Raw genomic sequence first — 24,224 nt, 5'->3', positions numbered from 1 at the left:
TCAGGCAGTGCGGCGGGCCGTGTGCGTTCGCGCCGTCAGCTCGGCGGCCAGCGCCCACGCCTCGGCGAGATCGCGGTCCTCGGCCGCCGCGCCCGCACCACCGGCCGTGTCGACGTGCACGGTGGCCAGCCCGAGTCGCCGCTGCACCGGCCCCTGCACCACCCGGACGCTCTGGATCCGGGCGTACGGCACGACGGTGAGCTGCCGGGTCAGCAACCCGGACCGGACGGCGACGACCCGCTCGTGCAACCCGGCGCCCAGCGCGCCCCGGCCCAGCGGGTGCAGCCAGCGCGCCCGTGGCGGCGGCGGGGTGAGCGGCAACGCGGCCAGGGCGACCCCCGGCAGCACCTCGCCCACGATCATCTCGGCGGTGGGCAGGTCGCCGACCGGAAGCAGCCGGTCCGGGCGGTTGCGCTCGTCGCTCTCGCCGACCGAGTAGCCGGCCACCTCCAGCCGGAGCCGGAGCCAGCCCTTCATCCGCCACAGCAGCGGCCAGGTGGCACGCACGGTCTGCACCCGGTGCAGCGGGACGGTCTGTGCCCGGGTCTCCAGCAGCCCGTTGCGTACCCGTAGCGTGCTCTCGTCGCGGGCGAGCCGGAAGTTCCAGTCGTCGAGGACCCGGCGTACCGGCTGGAGCACCACACCGGCCATCGCGGTGAGCGTGCTCGCGACCGCGATGAACGACCAGGAGTCCTCCGACAGGAACTGAACCACCACGAACGCCACACCGAAGGGCAGCAGGAACGCCTGCGGGGTGAGCAGCTGGCTGACCAGCAGATCCTCGTTGCGCACCGCGTGCAGGGGCCGGCCGGCGGGCATCGCCGTCCGCGCGGCCTCCTGGCCTGTCGGGACCGCCTCCGGGCCTCCGGCCGCACCCGCGGGCGCCACCGCGCCGCCCGGCTGCCCGGCCCGGCCGGCGAGCGCGAGCAGCCGCGCCCGCAGGGCGGCGGCGTCGGCGACGCTGAGGTACGCGAGTGGCGCCTCGGTCTTGCCGCCGCCCACCACCTCCAGCCGCAGCTCGGCGAGGCCGGTGAGTTGGGCGAGCAGCGGCCGGACCACCTCGACGGCCTGCAGGCGTTCCAGCGGGATGGCGCGGGTCCGCCGCCAGAGCAGACCCTCGTACACGCGCAGTTCCCGGCCGACCACGTGGTAGCCCGTGTTGTACCAGCTGATGACCGAGAGCACGGTCGCGCCGAGGGCCAGGACGACCACCATCGCGGCGAACCAGCCGAAGCCCACCCGGGACAGGGTCGACCAGGAGAGCCCGGCGATCACCACGACCAGAGACTTCGCGCCGTGCAGCGCCGGGCTCAGCGGGTGCAGTCGCTGCCGGGGCTCCTCCGGCTCCCCGCCCGGGTGCGGACCCGGTCGGGCGTACGGACCCGGCGGCGGGTACGGCCCGGGCGGCCACGGCGCGCCGGGCTGGGGCGCGGACGGGTACGGCCCGGGAGCCCAGGGCGGCCCGCCGTGGGGCGCCGCCGGCGGATATGGCCCGGAACCCGGGTGCGGCCCGGAACCCGGGTGCGGGCCCGGTCCCGGATACGGCCAGGGACCGGGATACGGAGGCACGCCGGGATGCGGCCCCGTACCGGGATGCGGCCCCGGACCGGGATACGGGCCCTGCGGCCCCGGGCCGGTCATCGGACCGGCTCCGCGGTCGCCCGGCCGGATCGCGCGGTCACAGCCCCTCCGCCCGGTCCTCGCCGAGGGCGGTGAGCCGGTCGCGCAACCGCGACGCTTCGGCCGGGCGCAGCCCCGGCACCCGGGCGTCGCTGGCGGCCGCGGCGGTGTGCAACTGGACGGTGGCGAGGTCGAACGCGCGCTCCAGCGGCCCGGCGCTGACGTCGACGAACTGCATCCGGGCGTACGGGACGATGGACAGCCGCCGGACCAGCAGCCCGTGGCGCACCAGCAGGTCGTCCTCGCGCTCGGCGTACCCCCAGGCGCGGACCGCCCGGACGATCGAGATGGCGCGGAGGGCGGTCAGCAGCAGGACGACGGCGAGGCCGAGACCGAACAGCCAGTGCCCGCTGAGCGCCCAGCCGATCGCCACGCCCACGACGACGAACGCGACCCCCGCGCCGAGCCGGAGCAGCTCGACCCAGATCAGGTCCCGGGAGATGGGCTGCCACCGCACCGTCGCCGGCCAGGGCTCCAGCGGGCCGGCGGACGGCGGCGCGGGGACGGGTCGGGGTGGGGACGCTGGGGGAGGCCCGGGCACCGGCGGGGGCGGCCCGGGCGGCGGGGGCGGACCCGCTGGTGGCCCGCCGAAGTCGGTTCCGCTCACCGGGGGGATCCGTTCTGGGCGCTCACGCTTCGAGCGTAGGCGATCCGGGCAGCGGCGCGACCGCACGGAGGAAGCCGCGGGCGTCGAGAAAGTCGCCGAGGGTCTGCCGGTGTGCCGCGCAGGCCAGCCAGGTCTTGCGCCGGTCGGGGTCGTGCAGCCGGGGATTGTTCCACTGCAGCGCCCACACTGCGGGCGCGCGGCACCCCTTGGCCGAGCAGATCAGCGGCTCGTCGGCGGGAGAGGGGGTGCTCATCCCGGCCAGTCTAGGGCGGCGGGACGGAAAGGATGAGCGCCGGGCGGCCACGGGGGGAGCCGCCCGGCGACGGGTGAATCGTACACGCGCCGGGCCCGTTCCTGTCCACCCCGAGTGTGGGGATTCGGTCGGCACGGACGGCGTGGCGAAAATCGGCTTCACCCCACCTCGGTTCTCAGCCGGGCATGCGAGTCTTGATACGCACCACGCCGCGACAACCGATCATGCTGTGGAGGACCGGTGGCCCAGCCGACCACGCCCGACGCCCCGACACCGAACGGGGCGGCACCGCAGACGCCCGCAGCGGTGACCACCCCCGCCGAGGACGCGACCCTGCTGGAACGGGCGCTGTTCGAGATCAAGCGGGTGATCGTCGGGCAGGACCGGATGGTGGAGCGGATGGTCGTCGCGCTCCTCGCCCGCGGTCACTGCCTGCTCGAGGGTGTGCCCGGGGTGGCCAAGACCCTCGCCGTCGAGACCCTCGCGAAGGTCGTCGGCGGCTCGTTCGCCCGGGTCCAGTTCACACCGGACCTGGTGCCCGCCGACATCATGGGCACCCGCATCTACCGGCAGTCCAGCGAGAAGTTCGACGTCGAGCTCGGCCCGGTCTTCGTGAACTTCCTCCTGGCCGACGAGATCAACCGGGCGCCCGCGAAGGTGCAGTCGGCGCTGCTGGAGGTCATGAGCGAGCGGCAGGTGTCCATCGGCGGCGAGACCCACCGGGTACCGGACCCGTTCCTCGTGATGGCCACGCAGAACCCGATCGAGCAGGAGGGCGTCTATCCGCTGCCGGAGGCGCAGCGGGACCGCTTCCTCATGAAGATCGTCGTCGGCTATCCCACCGACGCCGAGGAACGCGAGATCGTCTACCGGATGGGCGTGGCGGCGCCCGAGCCCTCGCCGGTCTTCGCCACGGCCGACCTGATCGCGCTGCAGCGCAAGGCGGACCAGGTGTTCGTGCACAACGCCCTGGTCGACTACGCGGTCCGGCTGGTGCTCGCCACCCGCGCCCCGGCCGAGCACGGCATGCCGGATGTCGCGCAGCTGATCCAGTACGGCGCGAGCCCGCGTGCCTCGCTCGGCCTCGTCCGGGCCACCCGCGCGCTGGCGCTGCTGCGGGGCCGCGACTACGCGCTGCCGCAGGACGTGCAGGACATCGCCCCGGACATCCTGCGTCACCGGCTGGTGCTCAGCTACGACGCGCTCGCCGACGACGTGCCGGCCGACCACATCGTGCACCGCGTGATGTCCACCATCCCGCTGCCTTCGGTCGCGCCCCGGCAACAGGCGACGCCGCCGCCGGTCGGCCCGCCGCCGGGCGCCGCGTGGCCCGGGCCGCGTCCGTGACCTCGGCCACCCCTCGTCCCGCGCCCGCCGACCGCTCGGAGGCCGTGCTGTCGCGCCTCCAGCTGCTGGTGACCCGCAAGCTGGACGGCCTGCTCCAGGGCGACTACGCCGGGCTGCTGCCCGGGCCGGGCAGCGAGGCGGGGGAGTCCCGCGAGTACCGGCCCGGCGACGACGTCCGCCGGATGGACTGGCCGGTGACGGCGCGGACCACGATGCCCCACGTGCGGCGGACGATCGCGGACCGGGAGCTGGAGACGTGGCTGGCGGTGGACCTCTCCGCGAGCCTTGACTTCGGCACGGGCCGCTGGCTCAAGCGTGAGGTGGTGATCGCGGCAGCGGCGGCGATCACCCACCTGACCGTCCGCGGCGGGAACCGGGTCGGCGCGGTGATCGGCACCGGCAGCGCGACCACCCCGCCGTCGGGCCGCCGCCGCGTCGCCGCCCCGCCCGCCGGGCCCGGCGGGCTGACCCGGCTGCCCGCCCGCAACGGCCGCCGGGAGGCGCAGGGCCTGCTCCGCGCGATCGCCGGCACCGAGGTCCGGCCGGGCCGCAGCGACCTGGGGGCGCTCGTCGACATGCTGAACCGGCCGCCGCGGCGGCGCGGGGTGGCGGTGGTCATCTCCGACTTCCTCGCCCCGCCCGCGCAGTGGTCCCGGCCGCTGCGCAAACTGCGGGTACGCCACGACGTGGTGGCCGTCGAGGTGGTCGACCCGCGTGAGCTGGAGCTGCCCGACGTGGGTGTGCTTCCGGTGGTCGACCCGGAGACCGGGGAGCTGCACGAGGTGCAGACCGCCGACCCGCGGCTGCGCCGCCGCTACGCCGAGGCGGCCGCCGCCCAGCGGGCGGAGATCTCCACCGCGCTGCGTGCGGCCGGCGCCGCCCACCTGCGCCTGCGTACCGATCGAGACTGGCTGCTGGACATGGTGCGTTTCGTGGCCGCGCAGCGGCACGCCCGCACCCGGGGGACGACGCGATGATCCGTTTTCTGCAACCGTGGTGGCTGCTGGCCGTGCTGCCGGTGCTCGCCCTCGCCGCGCTCTACGTCTGGCGGCAGTTGCACCGCCGGGCGTACGCGATGCGGTTCACCAACGTGGACCTGCTGCGCACCGTGGCGCCGAAGGGGCTCGGCTGGCGTCGGCACGCGCCGGCGACCGCGTTCCTGCTCTGCCTGCTGGTGCTGGCCACCGCGCTGGCCCGCCCGGCAATGGACACCAAGGAGCCGCTGGAACGGGCCACCATCATGCTCGCCATCGACGTGTCGCTGTCCATGCAGGCCGATGACGTGGCGCCGAACCGGCTGGAGGCCGCGCAGGAGGCGGCCAAGCAGTTCGTGGGTGAGCTGCCGGAGACGTACAACCTGGGCCTGGTGTCGTTCGCCAAGTCGGCGAACGTGCTGGTGCCGCCCACGAAGGACCGGGACGCGGTGACCAGCGCGATCGACGGGCTGGTGCTGGCCGAGGCGACGGCCACGGGGGAGGCCGTGTTCACCTGCCTTGAGGCGATCCGGTCGGTGCCCGCCGACGGCGCGTCCGGCATCCCGCCCGCCCGGATCGTGCTGCTCTCCGACGGCTACCGGACGTCGGGCCGTTCGGTGGAGGAGGCCGCCGCGGCGGCGCAGGCGGCCAACGTGCCGGTGTCCACCATCGCGTTCGGCACCGATGTCGGTCAGGTCGACATCGGCGGGCAGTTGCAGCGGGTGCCGGTGGACCGGCTGGCCCTCGCCGAGCTGGCCGAGACCACGGAGGGGTACTTCTACGAGGCGGCCTCGGTGAACGAGCTGAAGCAGGTCTACCAGGACATGGGCAGCTCGATCGGGTTCCGGACGGAACCGCGCGAGGTGACCCAGTGGTACGCCGGCGTGGCGCTGCTGCTCGCGCTCTGCGCGGGCGCGCTCAGCCTGCTGTGGTCGTCCCGGATGCTGTGACGGCCGGCCGCCCTCGCGGCCGGCCGACGGCGGGTGCGCCTCGGTCGGCCGCGAGCGCGGCGGGTCGGTGACGGGCGCCGGTCAGCGACCGGCGAGGACGAACAGGAAGGCCACCCAGAAGGCGGCGAGGGTGAACCCCAGCGGGGCGACGTAGCGGCTCATGGACAGCTCCGAGTGGCGGCTGGACGGCCCGGGCAGGACGGGCCGTGGGGCGGATCAGGACGCACACACGAAGTCGTGACCGGGCGGCTCCCGGGCCGCGGGCGGCACACGCCGCGACCCCGACCGATGGCCGGGGGCGGGTAGGCGCGGGAGCGGAGCTGGGTCAGCTCACCTGCTGCAGCCGTGGCTCAGCGGAGCTGACGATCGGCCCGGCCACGACTGGAAGGATCGCTATCTCGCACAGCGATCACCTCCTGGAGTCGGCGGGGCTCGGAACGCCCAACATCGTACACCCGCACGGGTGTGGCCGCGCGGCCGGTGGCGCCGCCCACGCCGCGGTGGACGAGCACCGCCAGCACCAGGACGAGAAACGGCAGCCAGCAGCCGCGGGCCAGCAGCCAGCCGGGCCCGTCCGGGGCGGTGTGCAGTCCCGGGAGCGCCCCGGCGGTCCGGGCGGCCAGCACGGTGACCCCGACCAGCACGGGTTGGTGCCAGAGGTAGATCCGCATCGCGTTCCGGTTGACCGTCGCCACCGCCCGGCCCGGCAGCGGCCGGTCGGCGAGCCGCAGCAGCGCCGGACGGGCCAGCAGGCCCAGCCCGATCTGGCCGGCCGCCAGCGCGACCGCGACCAGCGACGGCGGATGCAGGTTGGAGATCCCGGCTCCGGGCACGCCGACGGCGCTGGCCGGGTAGCCGGCCGCGAGGAGCGCCGCGAGCACGACGGCGCCGCCGGCCGCGAGCGCGGCGGCGGGCCGACGGCCGGTGAGCCGCCCGTCGGCGTGCGCGAGACCGAGCAGGTAGGGCACCGCCCAGGCGGCGAGCAGGGTGACCGGCAGCAGAGCGCCGACGTCCGGGAACAGCCGGGCGGCAAGGTCCGACCCGGCCACCGCGGCGACGGCCGGCGCCGCGCAAAACCACGGGCCGAAGCGGCGTACGGCGGCGCGCAGCGGGCCGGTCAGCGCGACCAGTGCGGCGAACGGCAGCAGGAACCACAGTGGACTCACCGCGAGGGTGAGCGCGACGGCGAGCGTGTCGTCCGGCGTGCCGGCCACGGTCGCCACCAGCAGGACGGCGGCGCCGGTGCCGAGCATCGCCACGGTGGGCAGCACGAGGCGGAGCAGGCGGCGGGCGAGCCAGCTCCCCGTCCCGCCGGGGTGCCGGGCGGCGGAGCGGGCGGAGGCGTAGCCGGCCGTGAAGAAGAACAGGCCGAGGGTCTGCAGCACCCAGGTGACCGGTGCGAGGCCGGGCATCGCGACCAGGGGGCTGGCCTGGTGCAGCGACCCGTCGGAGCCGAGCACCAGCCCGGTCACCAGCCAGTGCCCGAGCACCACCCCGGCGACGGCGTACGCGCGCAGCGCGTCGCACGCCCGGTCCCGCGTCACCGGGCCACCCCCGTCGGCTCGGTGGCCGGCGTGCCGGTGGCGCCGGTGAGCGCGATCGACGCCACCGCGGCGAGCGTGGCGCTGCCCGGCACGAGGTAGCCGTCATGCCCGTGCACGCCGGTCACCGGCAGGCGGCGGGCGCCGAAGGCCGGATCGGCCGGACGCCGGCCGTGCCCGAGACCGGGCAGCCGGACCGCCGGGACGCGGCGGATCCAGTCGTCCGGCGCCTCGGCCGCCCACACCCGCCGTGCCGGGCCGAGCGACGCGGCCCGGTCCACGCCGGAACCGACGCCGCCGAGGCTCACCACGTCGGTGACCTGGGCCGGTGCGCCGGCCGCCGCCATCCCGACGACCACCGCGCCGTAGCTGTGCCCGACGAGCGTCAGGGTGGCCGACGGACGGTGTGCGGCCAGGCCGTGGAGCAGGTCGCGGAGCGCGGCGGCGCCCCGGCGAGCGTCCGCGGTCGCGGCGGCGGCGAGCACCCCGTCGGGCGGGTCGTAGCCGAGCCAGGCCAGCACGGCCACCCGCGCGCCCGGGTCCGTCGCGCGCGCCGCCCGGTACAGCTCGTCCGCCTGCACGGCCGGCGCGCGCCGGGGCACCCCGCCCAGCCCCCGGTCGAAGTCCCGCAGGGTACTGCCCACGCCGGGGACCAGCACGACGATCCGCTCCGCCGTGGCCAGGTCGCCGCGGACCTCGACGGCGCGCCCGTCGCCCCGCGGGTCGAACAGCAGGAACCGGCGGCCCTGGGCCGCCCAGCCGGCGTACGGGGGACCGGCCGCGCGCATCGCCGCCGCCGTGACCGGGTACGCCTCGACGAACCCCGCCGCGGCCACCGGCTCCGGCCGGCCGGGCAGGACCAGACCCGTGCCGAGCAGGGCGGCCACGGCAACGCGGGTGGGGCCTCTCCAGTGCATCGCGTTCTCCCTTCCGGTTCTTCGGAGGGAGAGTGCGGCGCGGGCCGCCGTAGGCGCGTCACGCCGGGGAGCCCACCGTGGGGCCCTACCGGGGTGCTACTCGCCGGCGGCGACCAGACCCGTCTCGTACGCCAGCACGACGGCCTGCGCCCGGTCGCGCAGGTGCAGCTTCGCGAGAATCCGGCCGACGTGCGTCTTCACGGTCTGCTCGGCGACCACCAGGTCGGCGGCGATCTCCTGGTTGGAGCGGCCGCGGGCGATGAGCCGCAGCACGTCGGTCTCCCGCGCGGTCAACGCGGCCAGTTCGGTGGGGCGGGGCCGGCGCCGCTCGGGGCGCGCCGCGAACTCGGCGATCAGGCGGCGGGTGACCGCCGGGGCGAGCAGCGCGTCGCCGGCCGCGACCACGCGTACCGCGTGCACCAGGTCGGCCGCCGGTGCGTCCTTGAGCAGGAAGCCGCTCGCCCCGGCGCGCAGCGCCTCGTAGACGTAGTCGTCCAGGTCGAAGGTGGTGAGGATGAGTACGCGGGGCCGTTGCGCGGGCCGGTCGCCGAGCAGCTTCCGGGTCGCGGCCAGCCCGTCCAGCACGGGCATCCGGACGTCCATGAGCACCACGTCCGGATCGAGCTGGCGGGCGGCGGCGACCGCCTGGGCGCCGTCGGCGGCGTCGCCGACCACGAGCAGGTCCGGTTGGGCGGCCAGCAGCGCGCCGAAGCCCTGTCGCACCATCGCCTGGTCGTCGGCGATCAGGACACGGATCACGAGGTGATGTCCTCTCCGTCACAGGGCAGCCGCGCGTGCACCGCGTAGCCGCCGTCGTCGGTCACTCCGGCGGTGAGGGTGCCACCGAGGGCGACGGCGCGTTCCCGCATGCCCGTCAACCCGTGCCCGCCGCCACGTCCGTCCGGGCCCGGGGCGCCGGTGCCGTCGTTGACGACGCGTACGGCCAGCTCGCCGGCGTCGGCGCGGACCGTGACGCGCACCGCGGCCCCGGCGGCGTGGCGGGCCGCGTTGGCCAGCCCCTCCTGCACGATCCGGTACGCGGCCAGGCCCACCGGCGCCGGAAGGTCGGTGGGCACGTCGGCGTCGAGCGTCACCGCCATGCCCGCGCGCTGCGCGGACGCCACCAGGGCCGGCAGGTCCGCGAGGTCGGGCTGCGGGTCGGTGCGGGCCTGCTCGGAGTCGCTGCGCAGCACGCCGAGCAGCCGGCGCATGTCGGTCAGCGCGGCCCGTGCCGAGCCGGCGATGGCGGCGAACTCGTCCCGCGCCGGGTCGGGCACCTCGCCGAGCCGGTACGGGGCGGTCTCCGCCTGCACGGCGATCATCGACATGTGGTGGGCCACTACGTCGTGCATCTCCCGGGCGATGCGGGTGCGCTCCTCCAGGACGGCGCGCCGGGCCTGCTCCAGCTCGCTGCGCTCGGCCTGCTCGGCCAGCGCCCGGCGCGTCGACACGTTGCGCCGGATCAGGTCGCCGAGGATGAGCAGCACCACGAACAGCAGGCAGATCCCGACCTGGTTGCGCGGCGCCACGAAGATCCAGACGGGGAGCAGGCTGAACAGCCCGATCCAGGCCAGCACGGCCCGGTCGACACGGGAGGCCACGACGACCAGCACGCCGAGGATGATCAGGATCTGGGTGGGGCTCCACGGCCAGTCGTCCGTCGGCCGCCGGTTGAACGTGCCGAACAACTGCCCGACGAACATGATCCGCCAGGCCCAGAGCGGCCGGGCCAGCAGGAGCGGCAGGGGCGCGACGGTGAGGAACGCGATCAGCCAGGCGGTGGCGGTGGGCAGTTTCCGCGAGTCGAGCAGGAACTGCGCGGTGATCAGGGTGAGCCCCACCAGCGCCAACAACCCGACCGTCGAGGCGACCGCGGCCAACCGGGGCCAGCGTCGCCGCGGGAGCCGGACCGCCGGGTAGTCCGGGCCGGCCCACAAGCGGCGCAGGGCCGCGCCGGCGACGCGGAGGGGAGTGGGATCCATCCCCCGCAGGGTAGTTCGGCGCGCCGCGCGGGTCGTGCGTCCCCGGGGTGATCCCGCGGGTCGTACCCCGGTATGACGTGGGGCTGGTTAGTGATTACCGTGCGGTAGCGCCTAGTCTCCATGCCGCAGCGATCTTTGGAGGAACCACGGTGTCTCGAACAGTGCTGGTTACCGGAGGTAACCGGGGGATCGGCCTGGCCATCGCGCAGGCCTTCGCCAAGCAGGGCGACCGCGTGGCGGTGACCTACCGCAGCGGCGAGGCGCCCGAGGGGTTCTTCGGTGTGCGCTGCGACGTGACCGACGCCGAGTCGGTGGACGCCGGCTTCACGGCGATCGAGGCGGAGCTGGGGCCGGTCGAGGTGCTGGTGGCCAACGCCGGCATGACCGACGACACGCTGCTGATGCGGATGTCCGAGGAGCAGTTCAGCCGCGTCCTCGACACCAACCTCACCGGTGCGTTCCGCTGCGCCAAGCGCGCGTCCACCAAGATGCTGCGGGCCCGCTGGGGCCGCATGATCTTCATCTCGTCGGTGGTCGGCCTCTCCGGCGGCGCCGGTCAGGTCAACTACGCCGCCAGCAAGGCCGGCCTGGTCGGCGTGGCCCGCTCGATCACCCGGGAGCTGGGCAGCCGCAACATCACCGCGAACGTCGTGGCGCCCGGCTTCATCGACACGGACATGACCGCCGTGCTGTCCGAGGAGCGCAAGGCCGAGATCCGCAAGTCGATCCCGGCCGGCCGGATGGCCCACCCGGACGAGGTCGCCGCGGTCGTCACCTGGCTGGCCGGTGACGGCGCCGGCTACGTCTCGGGCGCCGTCATCCCGGTCGACGGCGGCCTGGGCATGGGCCACTGACGATCACCACACAGGACGGAGGAACCCGGCATGTCCGGACTGCTGGCCGGTAAGCGGCTGCTGGTCACCGGCGTCATCACCGACGCCTCGATCGCCTTCTCGGTGGCGAAGCTCGCCCAGGAGAACGGGGCGCAGGTCGTGCTGACCGGCTACGGGCGCCTCTCCCTGGTGGAGCGGATCGCCAAGCGGCTGCCCGAGCCGGCCCCGGTGATCGAACTCGACGTCACGAACCCGGAGCACCTCGCGGGGCTGGCCGACAAGGTGCGCGAGCACGTGGACGGCCTGGACGGCGTGGTCCACTCGATCGGGTTCGCGCCGCAGAGCTGCCTCGGCGGTGGCTTCCTCGACGCCCCGTGGGAGGACGTCGCCACCGCGCTGCAGGTCTCCACGTACTCGTACAAGTCGCTGGCCGTGGCGGCGCTGCCGCTCATGTCCGCCGGCAGCGCCGTGGTCGGTCTCACGTTCGACGCCACCAAGGCGTGGCCCGTCTACGACTGGATGGGCGTCGCCAAGGCCGGCCTGGAGTCCGCCTCCCGGTACCTCGCCCTGCACCTCGGCAAGCAGGGCATCCGCAGCAACCTGGTCTCGGCCGGCCCGCTGCGCACCATGGCCGCGAAGTCCATCCCCGGCTTCGAGCAGTTCGAGGACGCCTGGACCGAGCGCGCGCCGCTGGGCTGGAGCCTCACCGACCAGGAGCCGGCCGCCCGGGCGTGCCTCGCGCTGCTGTCCGACTGGTTCCCGGCGACGACGGGCGAGATCGTGCACGTCGACGGCGGCTACCACGCCCTCGGCGCCTGACCGTCTCCGGTGTCCCCGCCGCCGGCGGGGACACCGGTAGGTGGTGTCGGGCGGGGGCGTCGCCGGGGCCTCCGGGGACGCGGGGAAGAATGGGACCATGGCGTACGACGCGTTGGTGCTGGTGAGCTTCGGTGGCCCGGAGCGGCCCGAGGACGTGGTGCCGTTCCTGCAGAACGTCACCCGGGGTCGGGGCGTGCCGCCGGAGCGGCTGGCCGAGGTCGCCGAGCACTACCAGCACTTCGGCGGCGTCTCCCCGATCAACCAGCAGAACCGGGAGCTGCTGGCCGCGATCCGCGCCGACTTCGCCGCCAACGGCCTGGACCTGCCGGTCTACTGGGGCAACCGCAACTGGCATCCGATGCTCGCCGACACCGTCACGCAGATGCGCGACGACGGGGTGACGCGGGCGCTCGCGTTCGTCACCAGCGCGTACGGCGGCTACTCGTCCTGCCGGCAGTACCAGGAGGACATCGCCGCGGCCCGGGCGGCCGTGGGCGCCGACGCGCCGGTGATCGAGAAGCTGCGCCAGTTCTGGGACCACCCGGGCTTCGTCGAGCCGCACGTCGACGCCGTGAAGGCGGCACTCGACCAGCTCGACCCGGCGAAGCGGGACACCACCCGGATCGTCTTCACCGCCCACTCGGTGCCCGTCTCGATGGCCGCGAGCGCCGGCCCGCACGGCGGCCGGTACGAGGCGCAGCTCCACGAGACCGCCCGGCTGGTGGCCGCGGCCGCCGCGCCCGACCTCCCGTACGACCTGGTGTGGCAGAGCCGCTCCGGCCCGCCGCAGGTGCCGTGGCTGGAGCCGGACGTCAACGACCACCTGACGGCGCTCGCCAAGGCGGGCGCCACCACCAGCGTGGTGGTCAGCCCCATCGGGTTCGTCTCGGACCACCTCGAGGTGGTCTGGGACCTGGACACCGAGGCGCGGCAGACGGCCGGGCAGCTCGGCCTGGACTTCGTACGGGCCGCCACGCCCGGCGTCGACCCGCGCTTCGTGGCGATGGTCCGCGAACTCGTCACCGAGCGGACCGACCCGGACGGGGCGCGGCTGCGCCGCCGCCTCGGCGAGCTGCCGCTGTGGGACACCTGCCCGGCGGTGTGCTGCGTGCCGCCCCGCCGCCCGTGACACCGACCCGCCCCGACACCCTCATGGGAGCAGAGATGCTGGACCGTAAGCCCGTGGAGAGCTGGCTCACCGACATGGACGGTGTGCTGGTCCACGAGGGCCAGCCCGTGCCCGGCGCGCCGGAGTTCGTCAAGCGGCTGCGCGCCTCCGGCAAGCCGTTCCTGGTGCTCACCAACAACTCGATCTACACGCCCCGGGACCTGCAGGCCCGGCTCAGCCGGATGGGGCTGGACGTGCCGGAGGAGGCGATCTGGTCGTCGGCGCTGGCCACCGCCCAGTTCCTCGGCGACCAGCGGCCGGGCGGCACCGCGTACGTCATCGGGGAGGCCGGGCTCACCACCGCCCTGCACGCGGTCGGCTACGTGCTGACCGACTTCGCGCCGGACTACGTGGTGCTGGGGGAGACCCGCACCTACAGCTTCGAGGCGATCACCAAGGCGATCCGTCTGATCAACGACGGGGCGCGGTTCATCTGCACCAACCCCGACGTGACCGGTCCGTCGGTCGAGGGCGCGCTGCCGGCTGCCGGCTCGGTGGCCGCGATGATCTCGAAGGCGACCGGCATCGAGCCGTACTTCGTGGGCAAGCCCAACCCGATGATGATGCGGTCCGCCCTGAACACGATCAACGCGCACTCGGAGAGCACGGCGATGATCGGCGACCGGATGGACACCGACATCCTCTGCGGCCTGGAGGCGGGCCTGGAGACGATCCTCGTGATGACGGGCATCAGTACCCGCGCCGAGGCGGAGCGCTACCCGTACCGGCCGTCGCGGATCGTCGAGTCGGTCGCCGACCTGATCGACGAGATCTGACCGGGCCGGTCAGCGGCGGCGCCGCGGCCGGTCTCTGGCTCCTCCTCAGGGCCGCAGGGGCGCGTTGCAGGCGGCGACCAGGGCCTGCCGGCAGGCGGTGGTCAGCGGCCGCAGGGCGGCGTCGCGCTGCTGCGCCTCGTAGTTGTTGATGGCGCCGCCCGGTGCGGCGTGCCCGGCCAGGGCGAGCACCCGGTCGAGTACGGCGGCCCGGGCGAAGAGCCTGCGGGCGCGCGGGTCGAAGCCTGGCGGCAGGTCGGTGGCGCCGTCCGGCCGGCGCAGGGCCTCCAGCGCGCCGGCCAGTTCGGGCCGCCACTGGGCGACGTCGAGGCGGGTCAGCGCGGCGGTCGTCTCGGCGAGCGCCGCGGCCAGTTCGGCCTCGGCCTCGGCGGCGCCGGGCAGGGAGAGCGACGCCGCGGGCGCGTCGGCCGGCAGCGGGTAGACCCGCCAGAGCACCGTCTCGAAGATGTCCCCGGAGCCCGACGTGTGCGTGCGCACCTGCGGGATCAGCCCCAGGCCACCGGCCACCACCGCCTCGCCCGCGAGCAGCGCGGCGCCCGCGAAGTCGCCCGGGCCGGGCAGCCCCCGGGGGTCGCCGGGCGCCGGCAGCACCAGGCGGATCTCGTCGGGCGAGAGCTTGGCGAGGGTGGGCAGCGCCTCGCCGAGCGGCACGTCGGTCCAGGTGCCGGGCGCGTCGGCGACCAGGTGCTCCTCGTCGCCGGCGATGGCGTCGGCGACCTCGTCAAACGGCACCAGCCCGGCGCGCCACGCGCGTACCCAGGCAACGAACCGGCTCGACCGGCGGGGCGCCAGCGTCGCCGCGCCCGCTGCGGGGGTGGACATGCCGAAAGGGTACGTGGTCACCACCGGCTGTGTCTCGGCTGCCGGCGCGGCGGCGTCGCCTGGCCCGGACTGCCCGCTTCGCCCCCTCCGTGCCCGCCCGGCGGTTCTCGTCGATCATGCCTGGGCGAGGGCTCACAAAGGCGGAAAATCCCGGCCGGTTCGGCGCATGATCGCCGTACGCCCGGGCCGGTGGACGTCACGGGAGCCGGCGGCGTGGCGGCGTGTCGCGGGCGGAGCGGCCCGTTAGCGTGATCCACATGGCGCGGCGGTACGAGAGCGACGTGTTGGCGGGGGACTGGCGGCGGCGCAGGGTCGTGCCGGAGGTGGACGCCGAGCCCGACCTCGTGGTCGAGGACGCCGATTCCGGGTTCTGCGGCGCCGTGGTGGGTTTCGAGTCCGGCGCGGTGGTGCTGGAGGACCGGCACGGCCGGCGGCGCAACTTCCCGCTGCTGCCCGCCGCGTTCCTGCTCGACGGTCAGCCGGTGACGCTGCGCCGCCCGGTGCGCGGCCCCGCGCCGGCTCCCCGCCGCCGGACGGCCTCCGGTTCGATCGCATTGGACGGGGTACGCGCCCAGGTCGCCAAGGCGAGCCGCATCTGGGTGGAGGGCGTGCACGACGCCGCGCTGGTCGAGCGGATCTGGGGTGACGACCTGCGGATCGAGGGCGTGGTGGTCGAGCCGTTGGACGGCATCGACGCCCTGGAGGCCGAGGTGCGCGCGTTCGCGCCCGGGCCGGGCCGGCGGCTCGGTGTGCTCGTGGACCACCTGGTGCCCGGCTCGAAGGAGAGCCGGATCGTCGCGACCGTGACCTCGCCGCACGTGCTGGTGACCGGCCACCCGTACGTCGACGTGTGGCAGGCGGTCAAGCCGGCGGCGCTCGGCATCGCCGCGTGGCCGGTGGTGCCGCCGGGGCGGCCGTGGAAGGAGGGGGTCTGCGCGGCGCTGGGCGTGGCCGAGCCGGCCGACATGTGGCGGCACATCCTGTCCCGCGTGAATTCCTTCGCCGACGTGGAGACGCCGCTCATCAACGCGATGGAACGCCTGATCGACTTCGTGACCGAACCCGCCTGAGGCCCTGCGGGCGCGGGTCAGGGCTCCTGGTCGGGTGTTCGGGTGAACAGGAACGTGGCCATGTCCAGTGCCGTGACGGCGCCTGACTCGTCGCGTTGTGCCGCGAGGATCTCGCCGTTCTCCGGGCCGGTGCGGCCCCGCCAGCGGTCCGGGCCCTCGGGCACGAACCGGCTCTCCCGCTCGCCCCGCATGAGGAGCACCAGCTCTCCGGCGGTCGCGTCCCAGGTGACGTCGAGGGGTACGCCCATCCACCACCAGCGGCCGCTCAACTCGGTCACCTCGCCGGGCGGGGTCGCGGCGGTCGGGACCCAGGGCCGCGCGAGCGGCGGTTCGGCGTCGAGGACGGCGGTGAGGATCCGCCGCCCCAGGCTCCCGATGGCGAAGCCGTACGCGTTGGCGTAGCCGACCACGGCGGTGCGGCTCGGGCGGTGCACGGCGAGGGCGGCTACGTACCCGGGCATCGAGCCGCCGTGCCCGACGTACACCCGGTCGCCGTCGCGGTACAGCTCCAGCCCGAGGCCGTGCCCGCCGGTCCACGAGTCGAGATCGCTGATCACGACCGGTGCGCACATCTCGGTCAGGGTGTCGGGCGCGAGCACGGCGGGCGCCGGGCCGGCCAGGAACGCCGCCCAGCGGGCCAGGTCCGTGACCGTCGACCAGAGCTGGCCGGCGGGGGCCATCGCGCCCGTGTCGGTACGCGGCTCCTCGCGCAGCGTGCCGTGCCACGGGTGCACCACGTAGCCGCGGGCGAAGGGCTCGGTGGCCTGGTACGTGGTGCGGTCCATGCCCAGCGGATCGAGGATCCGCTCCCGCAGCAGCTGCGCCCACGGCGTGCCGGTGATCCGCTCCAACACCCCGCCGAGCAGGCCGTACGCCAGGTTGGAGTAGTGGTACGACCGGTGCGGCGGGTACGCGATCTTGCCGGCGTCGACCCGGGAGAGCAGCGTCGCCAGGTCCACGCCCTCGGCCCGCTCCCACCAGTCGCCGTCGGGCTCGCGTTGCAGGCCGCTGGCGTGCCCGAGGAGCTGCCGCAGGGTGAGGTCGCCGATCCCGGTGCCGGGCAGGTGCTCCTCGAGCCGGTCGTCGAGGGCCAGCCGGCCGGCGTCGCGCTCCTGCATCACCAGCGTGGCGGTCATCGTCTTGCTGATCGAGCCGATCCGGTACTGGAGGTCGCCGTCGGCTCGGGGGTGCCCGCCCGCGACGGCCACGTGTGCCAGATCACCGTCGCGGACCACGCCCATCACCAGCGACGGCGTACGTCCTCGCGCCTGTGCCTGTGAGACCAGGAAATCGACCTGTCGGGCGGTGTCGGGCAGCAGGTACACGGGCTCTCCTCGATCCGGCCGGTGCGGCGCCCGCCCCCGCGGTGCCCGGAGGCGGTGCCGCCGACTTTACTGATCTTCGCGGGGCAGCCGCGCGTGCATTCGCGTGTCACGATCGTGGGGTGGACGCCGTGCTGTGGATCGTGTTGGGTGTGCTGCTGGCGGTCGCCGAGATCTTTACGACGACGCTGTTCCTGATCATGTTCGCGGCCGGCGCTTTCGCGGCCGCCGGGGCGGCGGGGCTCGGTGCGCCGCCCGCCGTGCAGGCGCTGGTGTTCGCGGCGGTCTCGGCACTGACCGTGGCGGTGGTGCGGCCGGTCATCCGGCGGCACCGGCGTCCCGCGTTGGAGAGCGGCGAGCAGCCGTTCGGGGTCGAGGCCCTCGAAGGCGCCAGCGCGCTGGTGCTGGAGCGGGTCGACGCCGAGCACGGCCTTGTCAAGATCGACGGTGAGTTGTGGACCGCCCGGCCGTACGACGTGACGCAGTCGTTCGAGACCGGTCAGCGGGTGCGGGTGATAAAGGTCAGGGGCGCAACGGCCCTGGTGTGGCAGGACGACGTTTCGTCCGCCGGCGAGCTGCCGGAAGCGGGAGGGTGAACGGGATGACAGCGATAACGGTGCTGGTGATCGCCGTGGCGTTGATCGCCGTGGTGACGCTGGCCAAGGCGGTGCGGATCGTGCCGCAGCAGCGCCAGGACGTGGTGGAGCGGCTGGGAAAGTACAAGCGCACCCTCAACCCGGGCCTCAACCTGCTGGTGCCGTTCATCGACGCGGTACGCACCAAGGTCGACATGCGCGAGCAGGTGGTCAGCTTCCCGCCGCAGCCCGTGATCACGTCCGACAACCTGGTCGTCTCGATCGACACGGTGCTCTACTTCAAGGTCGTCGACTCGGTCCGGGCCACGTACGAGATCTCGAACTTCCTCCAGGCCATCGAGCAGCTGACCGTCACGACGCTGCGTAACGTCATCGGCTCGCTGGACCTGGAGCGGGCGCTGACCAGCCGGGAGGAGATCAACCGGCACCTGTCCGGCGTGCTGGACGAGACGACCGGCCGGTGGGGCATCAAGGTCACCCGGGTCGAGATCAAGGCGATCGAGCCGCCGCCGAGCATCCGCGACTCCATGGAGAAGCAGATGCGCGCCGAGCGTGACCGCCGGGCCGCGATCCTGAACGCCGAGGGTCTCAAGCAGTCGCAGATCCTCACCGCCGAGGGTGAGAAGCAGGCGGCCGTGCTCCGCGCCGACGGTGACCGGCAGGCCCGGATCCTCCAGGCCGAGGGTCAGGCGAAGGCGATCCGTACCGTCTTCGACGCGATCCACCAGGCCAACCCGAGCCAGAAGGTGCTCGCCTACCAGTACCTCCAGGCCCTGCCGCAGATCGCGAACGGCACCGCCAACAAGGTGTGGATCGTGCCGGCCGAGCTGACCAAGGCGCTGGAGGGCATGGGCGGCGCGCTGGGCGGGCTGGCCGGCATGGTCGGCGACGCGCCGTCGCCGGAGGCCAGCAAGGGCGCCGGCGAGGTGGAGCGGGAGGCCGCCGAGGCCGCGCAGGCGGCCGCCAGCGCCGCCCAGGAGATCCACGACGAGGTACGCGTCGCCGAGGCGCAGGCCACCGGCGGCACCCCGAAGGGGCTTCCCGCGCCGGAGCCGGTGTCCCCGACGAGCCTGGTCAACGACCCGGCCGACCAGCGCGAGCGCGGCTGACCCGACGCGCACGCCCGGCGGTGACCGGTCGGTGTACGCGCCGGCAGGGCACCGCCGGGCCGTCCGGGTCCCGGCGGACCGCCCGTCCGGATCGCGGACGGAAATACGAATATGTCTCATGGGGCGCTCCGGTGCCTGCCACCATCGGTCCGAGGACGGGTGGTGACCAGGCAGGGGCGCCCCGGCGCGTCCCGCACCGCTCGTGCAGGAGCGAGGTGACGCATGAAGGATCCGGCGAAGCGGTTGTGGTCCTCGGCCCCGGTTCCCGGCGCGCACGACCCGACGGGCCCGCTCGGCAGCCGGCGTACCGGCGGCGGATTCGGGGTGCTGCCGTTCGTCGGTGAGCCGAGCGCTCCCGGCCCGGCGACGAACGCCAGCTGGGCCTGGTCGGTACGCCGGTTCGCCCGCGCGGTCGTGTGGCTGCTCCCCGCGTACGCCGTGCTCTACGGCGTGGTGGCCATGGCCAGTGACGGCGGGGTGGGTAACGACCCGTACCCCGCCGACGGCCGGCCGCTCTACCTGGTCGGCTGGGTGGCCGCCGTCTGGCTGGGCCTGCTCGCCCTGCTGGCCCTCACCGGGCTGCTGGCCGCGACGCGTAGCCGCCGGGTCGCCGCCGCCGGCCTGCTGGTGAGCATCGCCGGCACCGTGCTCATGCTGCCCTTCGCCGGGTTCGAGGAGCAGACGCCGGTCTTCGGCACGTCCGCCCGGACGCTGGTCCTCGTGGGCGCCACCTGCTACAGCATCGGCTGGTTCCTCACCGGCTGGTCGGTGGCCCGGTCCGGGACGTTCAGCATGGGCGACGGGGTGATGCTGATGATCGCCGCGCCGCTGCTCGGCCTGGGCGGGGCGTTGGTGGGCTCGCTCCAGACCTTCGGCGCGATCTTCGTGCTGATCGCGGGGATCGGGATCGGCTACCGCTCGGGCCGGCTCGTACCCCGGGACATCGTCCGGGACGCCGCCTCGGCGAGCGTGGCCACGGCCGCCCCGCCGCCGGCGACCCCCGGCGGCCCCTGACCACGATCGCGGCGGGCCCGCGCGGGCGCGGAGGTGGGAAGTTCCTGGTCGGGGGCGGTGAAGTTGCTGACAAACCGGCGCGCGGGCTGGTCGGTTGGTGGCTTTCGTGGCAATCCTGGGGACCATGGCCCCTCTCCGTTCGCCGCTCGCGCGGGTGTTCACCGTGCTGCTCGCCGGCCTGCTCGCCGGTCTCGTCCTCGCGGTGGCCGCGCTGCCCGGCAACCTGCTCCTCGGCATCGCCACCCGGTCGGCGTTCGGGGCGTACGACGCGCTGCCGGACGTCCTGCGCACCCCGGTGACCCCGCAGCGTTCCTACCTCTACGCCAACGACGGTAAGACGCTCATCACCACGTTCTACGACGTGAACCGGACGGACGTCCCCCTCGCGGAGATCGCCCCGGTGATGCGGCAGGCGATCGTCGCGGCCGAGGACCGGCGGTTCTACTCCCACGGCGGGGCGGATCTGCGCGGCCTGGTCCGGGCGCTGGTGGCGAACGTCAAGGGCGGCGGCACGGAGCAGGGCGGATCCACGCTGACCATGCAGTACGTCCGCAACGTGCTCAAGACCGACCCGAGCCGCACCGCCGAGGAGCGGCAGGCGGCCACCGACCAGACCGTGGGCCGCAAGCTCCAGGAGATCCGGTACGCGACCCAACTGGAGAACTCCCTCAGCAAGGACGAGATCCTCAACCGGTACCTGAACATCGCCTACTTCGGCTCCGGGGCGTACGGCGTGGCGGCGGCCAGCCAGCGGTACTTCGGCAAGGAGCCGTCCCAGCTGACCCTCGCCGAGTCGGCCCTGCTCGCCGGGCTCGTGCAGTCGCCGGAGGCGTACAGCCCCATCGACGGCGACAAGCACGCGGCGCTGGCCCGGCGGGCGTACGTGCTCGACTCGATGGTCGACACCGGGGCGATCACGGCCGCGCAGGCCGCCCAGGCCAAGGCCGAGAAGCTGGACCTGCACCCGACCGCGCAGCCCAACGGCTGCACGGCGGTCGCCCAGGGGCACGACGACTGGGGCTACTTCTGCGACTACCTGCGCCGCTGGTGGCTGACCCAGCCGGCGTTCGGCTCGACCGTCGAGGAGCGGGAGCAGGCGCTGCGCCGCGGCGGCTACACCGTGGTCACCTCGCTGGACCCGCAGGTCCAGGCCACCGCGCAGAAGCAGGCCACCGAGGTGTACGGGTACGGCAACAAGCGCGCGCTGCCGATCGCCGCGGTCGAGCCGGGCACCGGACGGGTGCTGGCGATGGCGGTGAACCGGCACTACAGCCTCGCCGCCAACCCGAGCGGGCAGGAGAACTACCCGAACACCGTCAACCCGCTGATCTCCGGTGGCGGCGGTGTCGACGGCTACCAGGCCGGGTCGACCTTCAAGCTGTTCACCATGCTCGCCGCGCTGGAGTCGGGCCGGACGCTGTCCACGGGCTTCGACGCCCCGGCCAAGCTGCCGACCCGCTACCCCGCCGAGGGCGAGGGCACCTGCGACGGTCACTGGTGCCCCGCGAACGCCAACCCGGAGTGGATGGACGGCTACCGGATGATGTGGGACGGCTTCGGCCGCTCCGTCAACACGTACTTCGTCTGGCTGGCCGAGCAGGTCGGCCAGGACAAGGTGGTCGAGATGGCGCAGCGGCTCGGCATCACGTTCCGGGCCGACGCGGACGCCGAGTTCGCCCGCAACGACGCGGCAAACTGGGGCTCGTTCACCCTCGGCGTCGCGGCCACCACCCCACTCGACCTCGCCAACGCGTACGCCACCGTGGCCTCCGAGGGCATGTACTGCACGCCGCTGCCGGTGGTCTCGGTGAAGAACGCGAAGGGCGAGAGCGTCCCCGTCACCGACCCCTCCTGCAAGCGGGTCCTCGACACCGACGTGGCCCGGGCCGCCACGGACGCGGCGCGCTGCCCGGTGGGTCAGCAGTCCGCGTACGGGCAGTGCAACGGCGGCACGGCGACCTCGGTGACGCAGATCCTCGACGGGCGTCCGGTGGCCGGCAAGACCGGTAGCTCCGAGGAGAACGCGACCGAGACGTTCGTGGGGTACACCCCGCAGGTCGCCGTCGCCGGCATCGCCGCGAACCCCGACGACCCGACCGACTCGGTGGGGTCCGCGGTGCAGGCCAAGGTGATCGACGCCGTGGCCCGGGTGATCGCGACCGCGGTCGACGGCACGCCGGAGAAGGGCTTCACGGCCCCCAGCCGCGAGCTGGCGGGCGACCCGCGTCGGCCGGTGGAGCGGCCCCAGGCGCGGCAGGACGGCCGGTCCTCGGACGACCGCCGGCCCTCCGACGACCGGTCGCTCCTGGAGCGCTGGTTCGACCGCCGCGGCTGACGCCGGGAGCCCACGCCTGGCCGGCACCCACGCGGGGTGTCGGCCGGCGCGTGCCGACAGGACGCGGGATGCGGTCGTCGCCGGCGGGAAGGCGCGGCGGCGACGCGCGTCGGACGGCCCGTCGGACGCGACGGGCAGCCACTTGGTACGTGTGCGCCCTGTCGAGCTGCCCCAGATCTGAGACTGCGGCCGTCGCACTGCGAAGACCGCGCTGCACCCGTTGCCGACGGCTCTTGCCGACGGCCGTTGATCGGGCCCTTGCCCGACGGCGGCCGTGCTGGACCGGATCGACAGCGTCGCGCTCCGGGCGCGCCTCGATCGTGCCCGGCTGTTCGCGGGCGACCCGTTAGGTGACGCGCCGGCGGCTCGGTATCGCGTGCCCCAGATCTGGGGCAGCTCGACAGGGTGCCGCGTGGTGTCCGCGGGCCGGGGTCCGGGGGCCGCCCTCGACGGCCGGTTGGTGCCGGTGCACTACCAGCGGTAGCGGTGCGCCAGCGGTGCACTGCCAGCGGTGGCGGTTAGCCGCCGCGGGGCGCCGGTGCGGCGGGGGACCGCACGCACCGGCGCCGTCGTGGTCAGCTCGCGGTGCAGCTCGGGGTCAGGGTGCCGGCGGAGCCGTTGGCCTGGAAGCCGAACTCGGTGGTCTGCCCGGCGGTCAGCCGGCCGTTGTAGGCGACGTTGCGGAACTGGACCGCGCCGCTCGGACCGCTGGGCGTGGCGTTCCAGGTGTTCACCAGTGCCGCGCCGGCGGGCAACGTGAGCCCCACCGCCCAGCCGTCGGTGCCGCCCGCGCCCGCGGTGACCCGTACGGTTGCCACGAAACCGCCGTTCCAGGCGTTGACGGTCACCGCAGCCGAGCAGCCGCCGCCCGCCGGCGGCGGCGTGGTGGTCGGCGGCGTGCTGCCGCCGTTGAGGGCGTTCAGCGTGGCGGTGTACGCCGGCTTCTTGTTGCCGGCCGCGTCGAACAGCAGCGGCGTGCCGCTGGCCCGCCACGAGTCGCTGTCCCGGATGCCCCACACGGTGATGCCGGTGCAGCGGGACACGGCGAGGCAGGCGCGCACCACCCGGGCGTAGTTGTCGGCCTGCGCGGTGCCGGAACCCTCGATGTCCAGTTCGGTGATCTGCACGTCCACGCCGAGGTCGGCGAAGCGCTGGAGGTTGGCCTGGTAGTCGGCCGGTACCGGGCTCTGGGCGTTGAAGTGCGACTGGAAGCCCACGCAGTCGATCGGGACTCCGCGGGCCTTGAAGTCGCTGACCATCGCGTACACCGCGTTGCTCTTCGCGTTCTGGCCGTCGGTGTTGTAGTCGTTGTAGCAGAGCTTCGCGCCCGGGTCGGCGGCCCGCGCCGTACGGAAGGCGACCTCGATCCAGTCGTTGCCCGTGCGCTGGAGGTTCGAGTCCCGCCGCCCGCCGCTGCCACCGTCGGCGAACGCCTCGTTCACCACGTCCCAGGCGTAGATCTTGCCCCGGTAGTAACTGGCCACGCGGGTGATGTGGTTGACCATCGCCGACCGCAGCGCGCTGCCGGACAGGTTCTGCACCCACCCGGGTTGCTGCGAGTGCCAGGCCAGCGCGTGGCCGCGGACCCGCTGGCCGTTGGCCTGGGCGCTGGCGACGATGCGGTCGGCGTTGCCGAAGGTGAAGGTGTTCTGCGACGGCTCCGTCGCGTCCCACTTCATCTCGTTCTCCGGCGTGACCATGTCGAACTCGCGGTTGAGGATGCCCACGTACGTGGCGTCGGAGAGCTTGTTGGCCGCCACCGCGGTGCCGAAGTAGCGGCCGCGTTCGGCGGCGGACGCCGCGAGGGTGGTGCCGGCGCTGGCGCTGGGCGCCAGCGCGATCGTCGCGCCCGCGACGAGGACGCCCGTCGCGGTGAGGACCAGCGCGAGGCGCCGGCCCGTCCGCGCGCGGGCCGGTCGGTCCTGCCGGACCGGAGGGTTGCTCATGGGAGTGCCTTTCGAGCGTGGGAGATGACTGGCTGCGACCTCGACCCGGCGCCGCCCATCGCACCTGGCCCGGCCGCGCAGGCAGCACCGGATGCCCGCTGTTCGCGTAACCCGGCCCATCACCCAAAGCTCATCCGCGCACGTC

At 74.3% G+C, this 24,224-nt stretch carries 22 protein-coding genes; 12 read left to right on the top strand and 10 right to left on the bottom strand.

Annotated elements, in window-relative coordinates; translation table 11 throughout:
* From D7193_RS12725 to D7193_RS12715, 3 genes are read right to left on the bottom strand one after another with little or no spacing between them, the layout of a single operon-like run.
* Complete coding sequence (locus D7193_RS12725; RefSeq protein WP_377456313.1) at nucleotides 1-1,641, bottom strand: PH domain-containing protein; 1,641 nt, start codon at nucleotides 1,639-1,641, stop codon at nucleotides 1-3.
* A gap of 37 nt (nucleotides 1,642-1,678) precedes the next feature.
* The gene (locus D7193_RS12720) at nucleotides 1,679-2,287 is read right to left on the bottom strand and encodes a PH domain-containing protein (RefSeq protein WP_120779694.1); all 609 of its coding nucleotides are present in this window, start codon (nucleotides 2,285-2,287) and stop codon (nucleotides 1,679-1,681) included.
* Nucleotides 2,288-2,309: 22 nt separating this feature from the next.
* Nucleotides 2,310-2,540, bottom strand: coding sequence for a hypothetical protein (locus D7193_RS12715; protein ID WP_120779693.1), 231 nt, complete (start codon nucleotides 2,538-2,540; stop codon nucleotides 2,310-2,312).
* 240 nt (nucleotides 2,541-2,780) lie between these two features.
* Between D7193_RS12715 and D7193_RS12705 the strand changes: the two genes are divergently transcribed.
* The 3 genes from D7193_RS12705 to D7193_RS12695 are packed head-to-tail and all read left to right on the top strand — an operon-like array spanning nucleotide 2,781 to nucleotide 5,811.
* Nucleotides 2,781-3,887 (top strand): AAA family ATPase, encoded by a 1,107-nt coding sequence (locus tag D7193_RS12705; RefSeq protein WP_120779692.1) that lies wholly within the window; start codon nucleotides 2,781-2,783, stop codon nucleotides 3,885-3,887.
* Nucleotides 3,866-4,864, top strand: a complete 999-nt coding sequence (locus tag D7193_RS12700; protein ID WP_120779691.1) for a DUF58 domain-containing protein — start codon at nucleotides 3,866-3,868, stop codon at nucleotides 4,862-4,864. The genes D7193_RS12705 and D7193_RS12700 overlap by 22 nt, the downstream gene beginning before the upstream one ends.
* Complete coding sequence (locus D7193_RS12695) at nucleotides 4,861-5,811, top strand: VWA domain-containing protein (RefSeq protein ID WP_120779690.1); 951 nt, start codon at nucleotides 4,861-4,863, stop codon at nucleotides 5,809-5,811. The genes D7193_RS12700 and D7193_RS12695 overlap by 4 nt, the downstream gene beginning before the upstream one ends.
* A gap of 350 nt (nucleotides 5,812-6,161) precedes the next feature.
* Here the strand turns inward: D7193_RS12695 and D7193_RS12690 are convergent, their stop codons facing one another.
* From D7193_RS12690 to D7193_RS12675, 4 genes are all read right to left on the bottom strand, one after another.
* Nucleotides 6,162-7,355 (bottom strand): acyltransferase family protein, encoded by a 1,194-nt coding sequence (locus D7193_RS12690; RefSeq protein ID WP_120779689.1) that lies wholly within the window; start codon nucleotides 7,353-7,355, stop codon nucleotides 6,162-6,164.
* Entirely contained in the window at nucleotides 7,352-8,269 is a 918-nt protein-coding gene (locus D7193_RS12685; protein ID WP_120779688.1) for an alpha/beta hydrolase, read from the bottom strand. Before D7193_RS12685 ends, D7193_RS12690 begins: the two co-directional genes overlap by 4 nt.
* 96 nt (nucleotides 8,270-8,365) lie before the next feature.
* Nucleotides 8,366-9,028 (bottom strand): response regulator, encoded by a 663-nt coding sequence (locus D7193_RS12680; protein WP_120779687.1) that lies wholly within the window; start codon nucleotides 9,026-9,028, stop codon nucleotides 8,366-8,368.
* On the bottom strand, nucleotides 9,025-10,251 hold the full coding sequence (locus D7193_RS12675) for a sensor histidine kinase (protein WP_120779686.1): 1,227 nt from the start codon (nucleotides 10,249-10,251) through the stop codon (nucleotides 9,025-9,027). Before D7193_RS12675 ends, D7193_RS12680 begins: the two co-directional genes overlap by 4 nt.
* A gap of 149 nt (nucleotides 10,252-10,400) precedes the next feature.
* Between D7193_RS12675 and fabG the strand changes: the two genes are divergently transcribed.
* From fabG to D7193_RS12655, 4 genes are all read left to right on the top strand, one after another.
* A complete protein-coding gene (fabG, locus tag D7193_RS12670) occupies nucleotides 10,401-11,105 on the top strand; it encodes a beta-ketoacyl-ACP reductase (protein WP_120779685.1) in 705 nt (234 codons plus the stop codon).
* Between the two features lie 30 nt (nucleotides 11,106-11,135).
* A complete protein-coding gene (fabI, locus tag D7193_RS12665; RefSeq protein ID WP_120779684.1) occupies nucleotides 11,136-11,903 on the top strand; it encodes an enoyl-ACP reductase FabI in 768 nt (255 codons plus the stop codon).
* A 97-nt stretch (nucleotides 11,904-12,000) separates the two neighbouring features.
* Nucleotides 12,001-13,032: a ferrochelatase gene (locus D7193_RS12660; RefSeq protein WP_120779683.1), complete on the top strand. Its 1,032-nt coding sequence runs from the start codon at nucleotides 12,001-12,003 to the stop codon at nucleotides 13,030-13,032.
* Nucleotides 12,984-13,847, top strand: a complete 864-nt coding sequence (locus D7193_RS12655) for an HAD-IIA family hydrolase (RefSeq protein ID WP_174242613.1) — start codon at nucleotides 12,984-12,986, stop codon at nucleotides 13,845-13,847. The genes D7193_RS12660 and D7193_RS12655 overlap by 49 nt, the downstream gene beginning before the upstream one ends.
* 45 nt (nucleotides 13,848-13,892) lie before the next feature.
* On the opposite strand, the gene D7193_RS12650 is transcribed toward D7193_RS12655, so the two are convergent.
* Entirely contained in the window at nucleotides 13,893-14,687 is a 795-nt protein-coding gene (locus D7193_RS12650; protein WP_120780367.1) for a hypothetical protein, read from the bottom strand.
* 257 nt (nucleotides 14,688-14,944) lie between these two features.
* Here D7193_RS12650 and D7193_RS12645 point away from each other — a divergent pair, with 257 nt between their 5' ends.
* Complete coding sequence (locus tag D7193_RS12645) at nucleotides 14,945-15,757, top strand: DUF3097 domain-containing protein (RefSeq protein ID WP_120780366.1); 813 nt, start codon at nucleotides 14,945-14,947, stop codon at nucleotides 15,755-15,757.
* A gap of 17 nt (nucleotides 15,758-15,774) precedes the next feature.
* On the opposite strand, the gene D7193_RS12640 is transcribed toward D7193_RS12645, so the two are convergent.
* Nucleotides 15,775-17,082 (bottom strand): serine hydrolase domain-containing protein, encoded by a 1,308-nt coding sequence (locus D7193_RS12640; protein WP_120779682.1) that lies wholly within the window; start codon nucleotides 17,080-17,082, stop codon nucleotides 15,775-15,777.
* Between the two features lie 119 nt (nucleotides 17,083-17,201).
* Between D7193_RS12640 and D7193_RS12635 the strand changes: the two genes are divergently transcribed.
* The 4 genes from D7193_RS12635 (at nucleotide 17,202) to D7193_RS12620 (ending at nucleotide 22,133) form a co-directional block, all read left to right on the top strand.
* Nucleotides 17,202-17,675 (top strand): NfeD family protein, encoded by a 474-nt coding sequence (locus tag D7193_RS12635; protein WP_120779681.1) that lies wholly within the window; start codon nucleotides 17,202-17,204, stop codon nucleotides 17,673-17,675.
* 5 nt (nucleotides 17,676-17,680) lie between these two features.
* Nucleotides 17,681-18,784: an SPFH domain-containing protein gene (locus tag D7193_RS12630; protein ID WP_120780365.1), complete on the top strand. Its 1,104-nt coding sequence runs from the start codon at nucleotides 17,681-17,683 to the stop codon at nucleotides 18,782-18,784.
* Nucleotides 18,785-19,006: 222 nt separating this feature from the next.
* Nucleotides 19,007-19,798 (top strand): hypothetical protein, encoded by a 792-nt coding sequence (locus tag D7193_RS12625; RefSeq protein WP_120779680.1) that lies wholly within the window; start codon nucleotides 19,007-19,009, stop codon nucleotides 19,796-19,798.
* Nucleotides 19,799-19,922: 124 nt separating this feature from the next.
* Nucleotides 19,923-22,133, top strand: a complete 2,211-nt coding sequence (locus D7193_RS12620) for a transglycosylase domain-containing protein (protein ID WP_120779679.1) — start codon at nucleotides 19,923-19,925, stop codon at nucleotides 22,131-22,133.
* A 575-nt stretch (nucleotides 22,134-22,708) separates the two neighbouring features.
* On the opposite strand, the gene D7193_RS12610 is transcribed toward D7193_RS12620, so the two are convergent.
* Nucleotides 22,709-24,079, bottom strand: a complete 1,371-nt coding sequence (locus D7193_RS12610; protein ID WP_120779677.1) for a glycoside hydrolase family 10 protein — start codon at nucleotides 24,077-24,079, stop codon at nucleotides 22,709-22,711.
* Nucleotides 24,080-24,224: the final 145 nt, after the last annotated feature.

Source organism: Micromonospora costi (assembly GCF_003626655.1).
In the GTDB taxonomy this organism is placed as follows: domain Bacteria; phylum Actinomycetota; class Actinomycetes; order Mycobacteriales; family Micromonosporaceae; genus Micromonospora; species Micromonospora costi.
The sequence above is the reverse complement of the archived record's forward strand: the minus strand, read 5'-3'. Positions and strand labels throughout refer to the sequence as shown.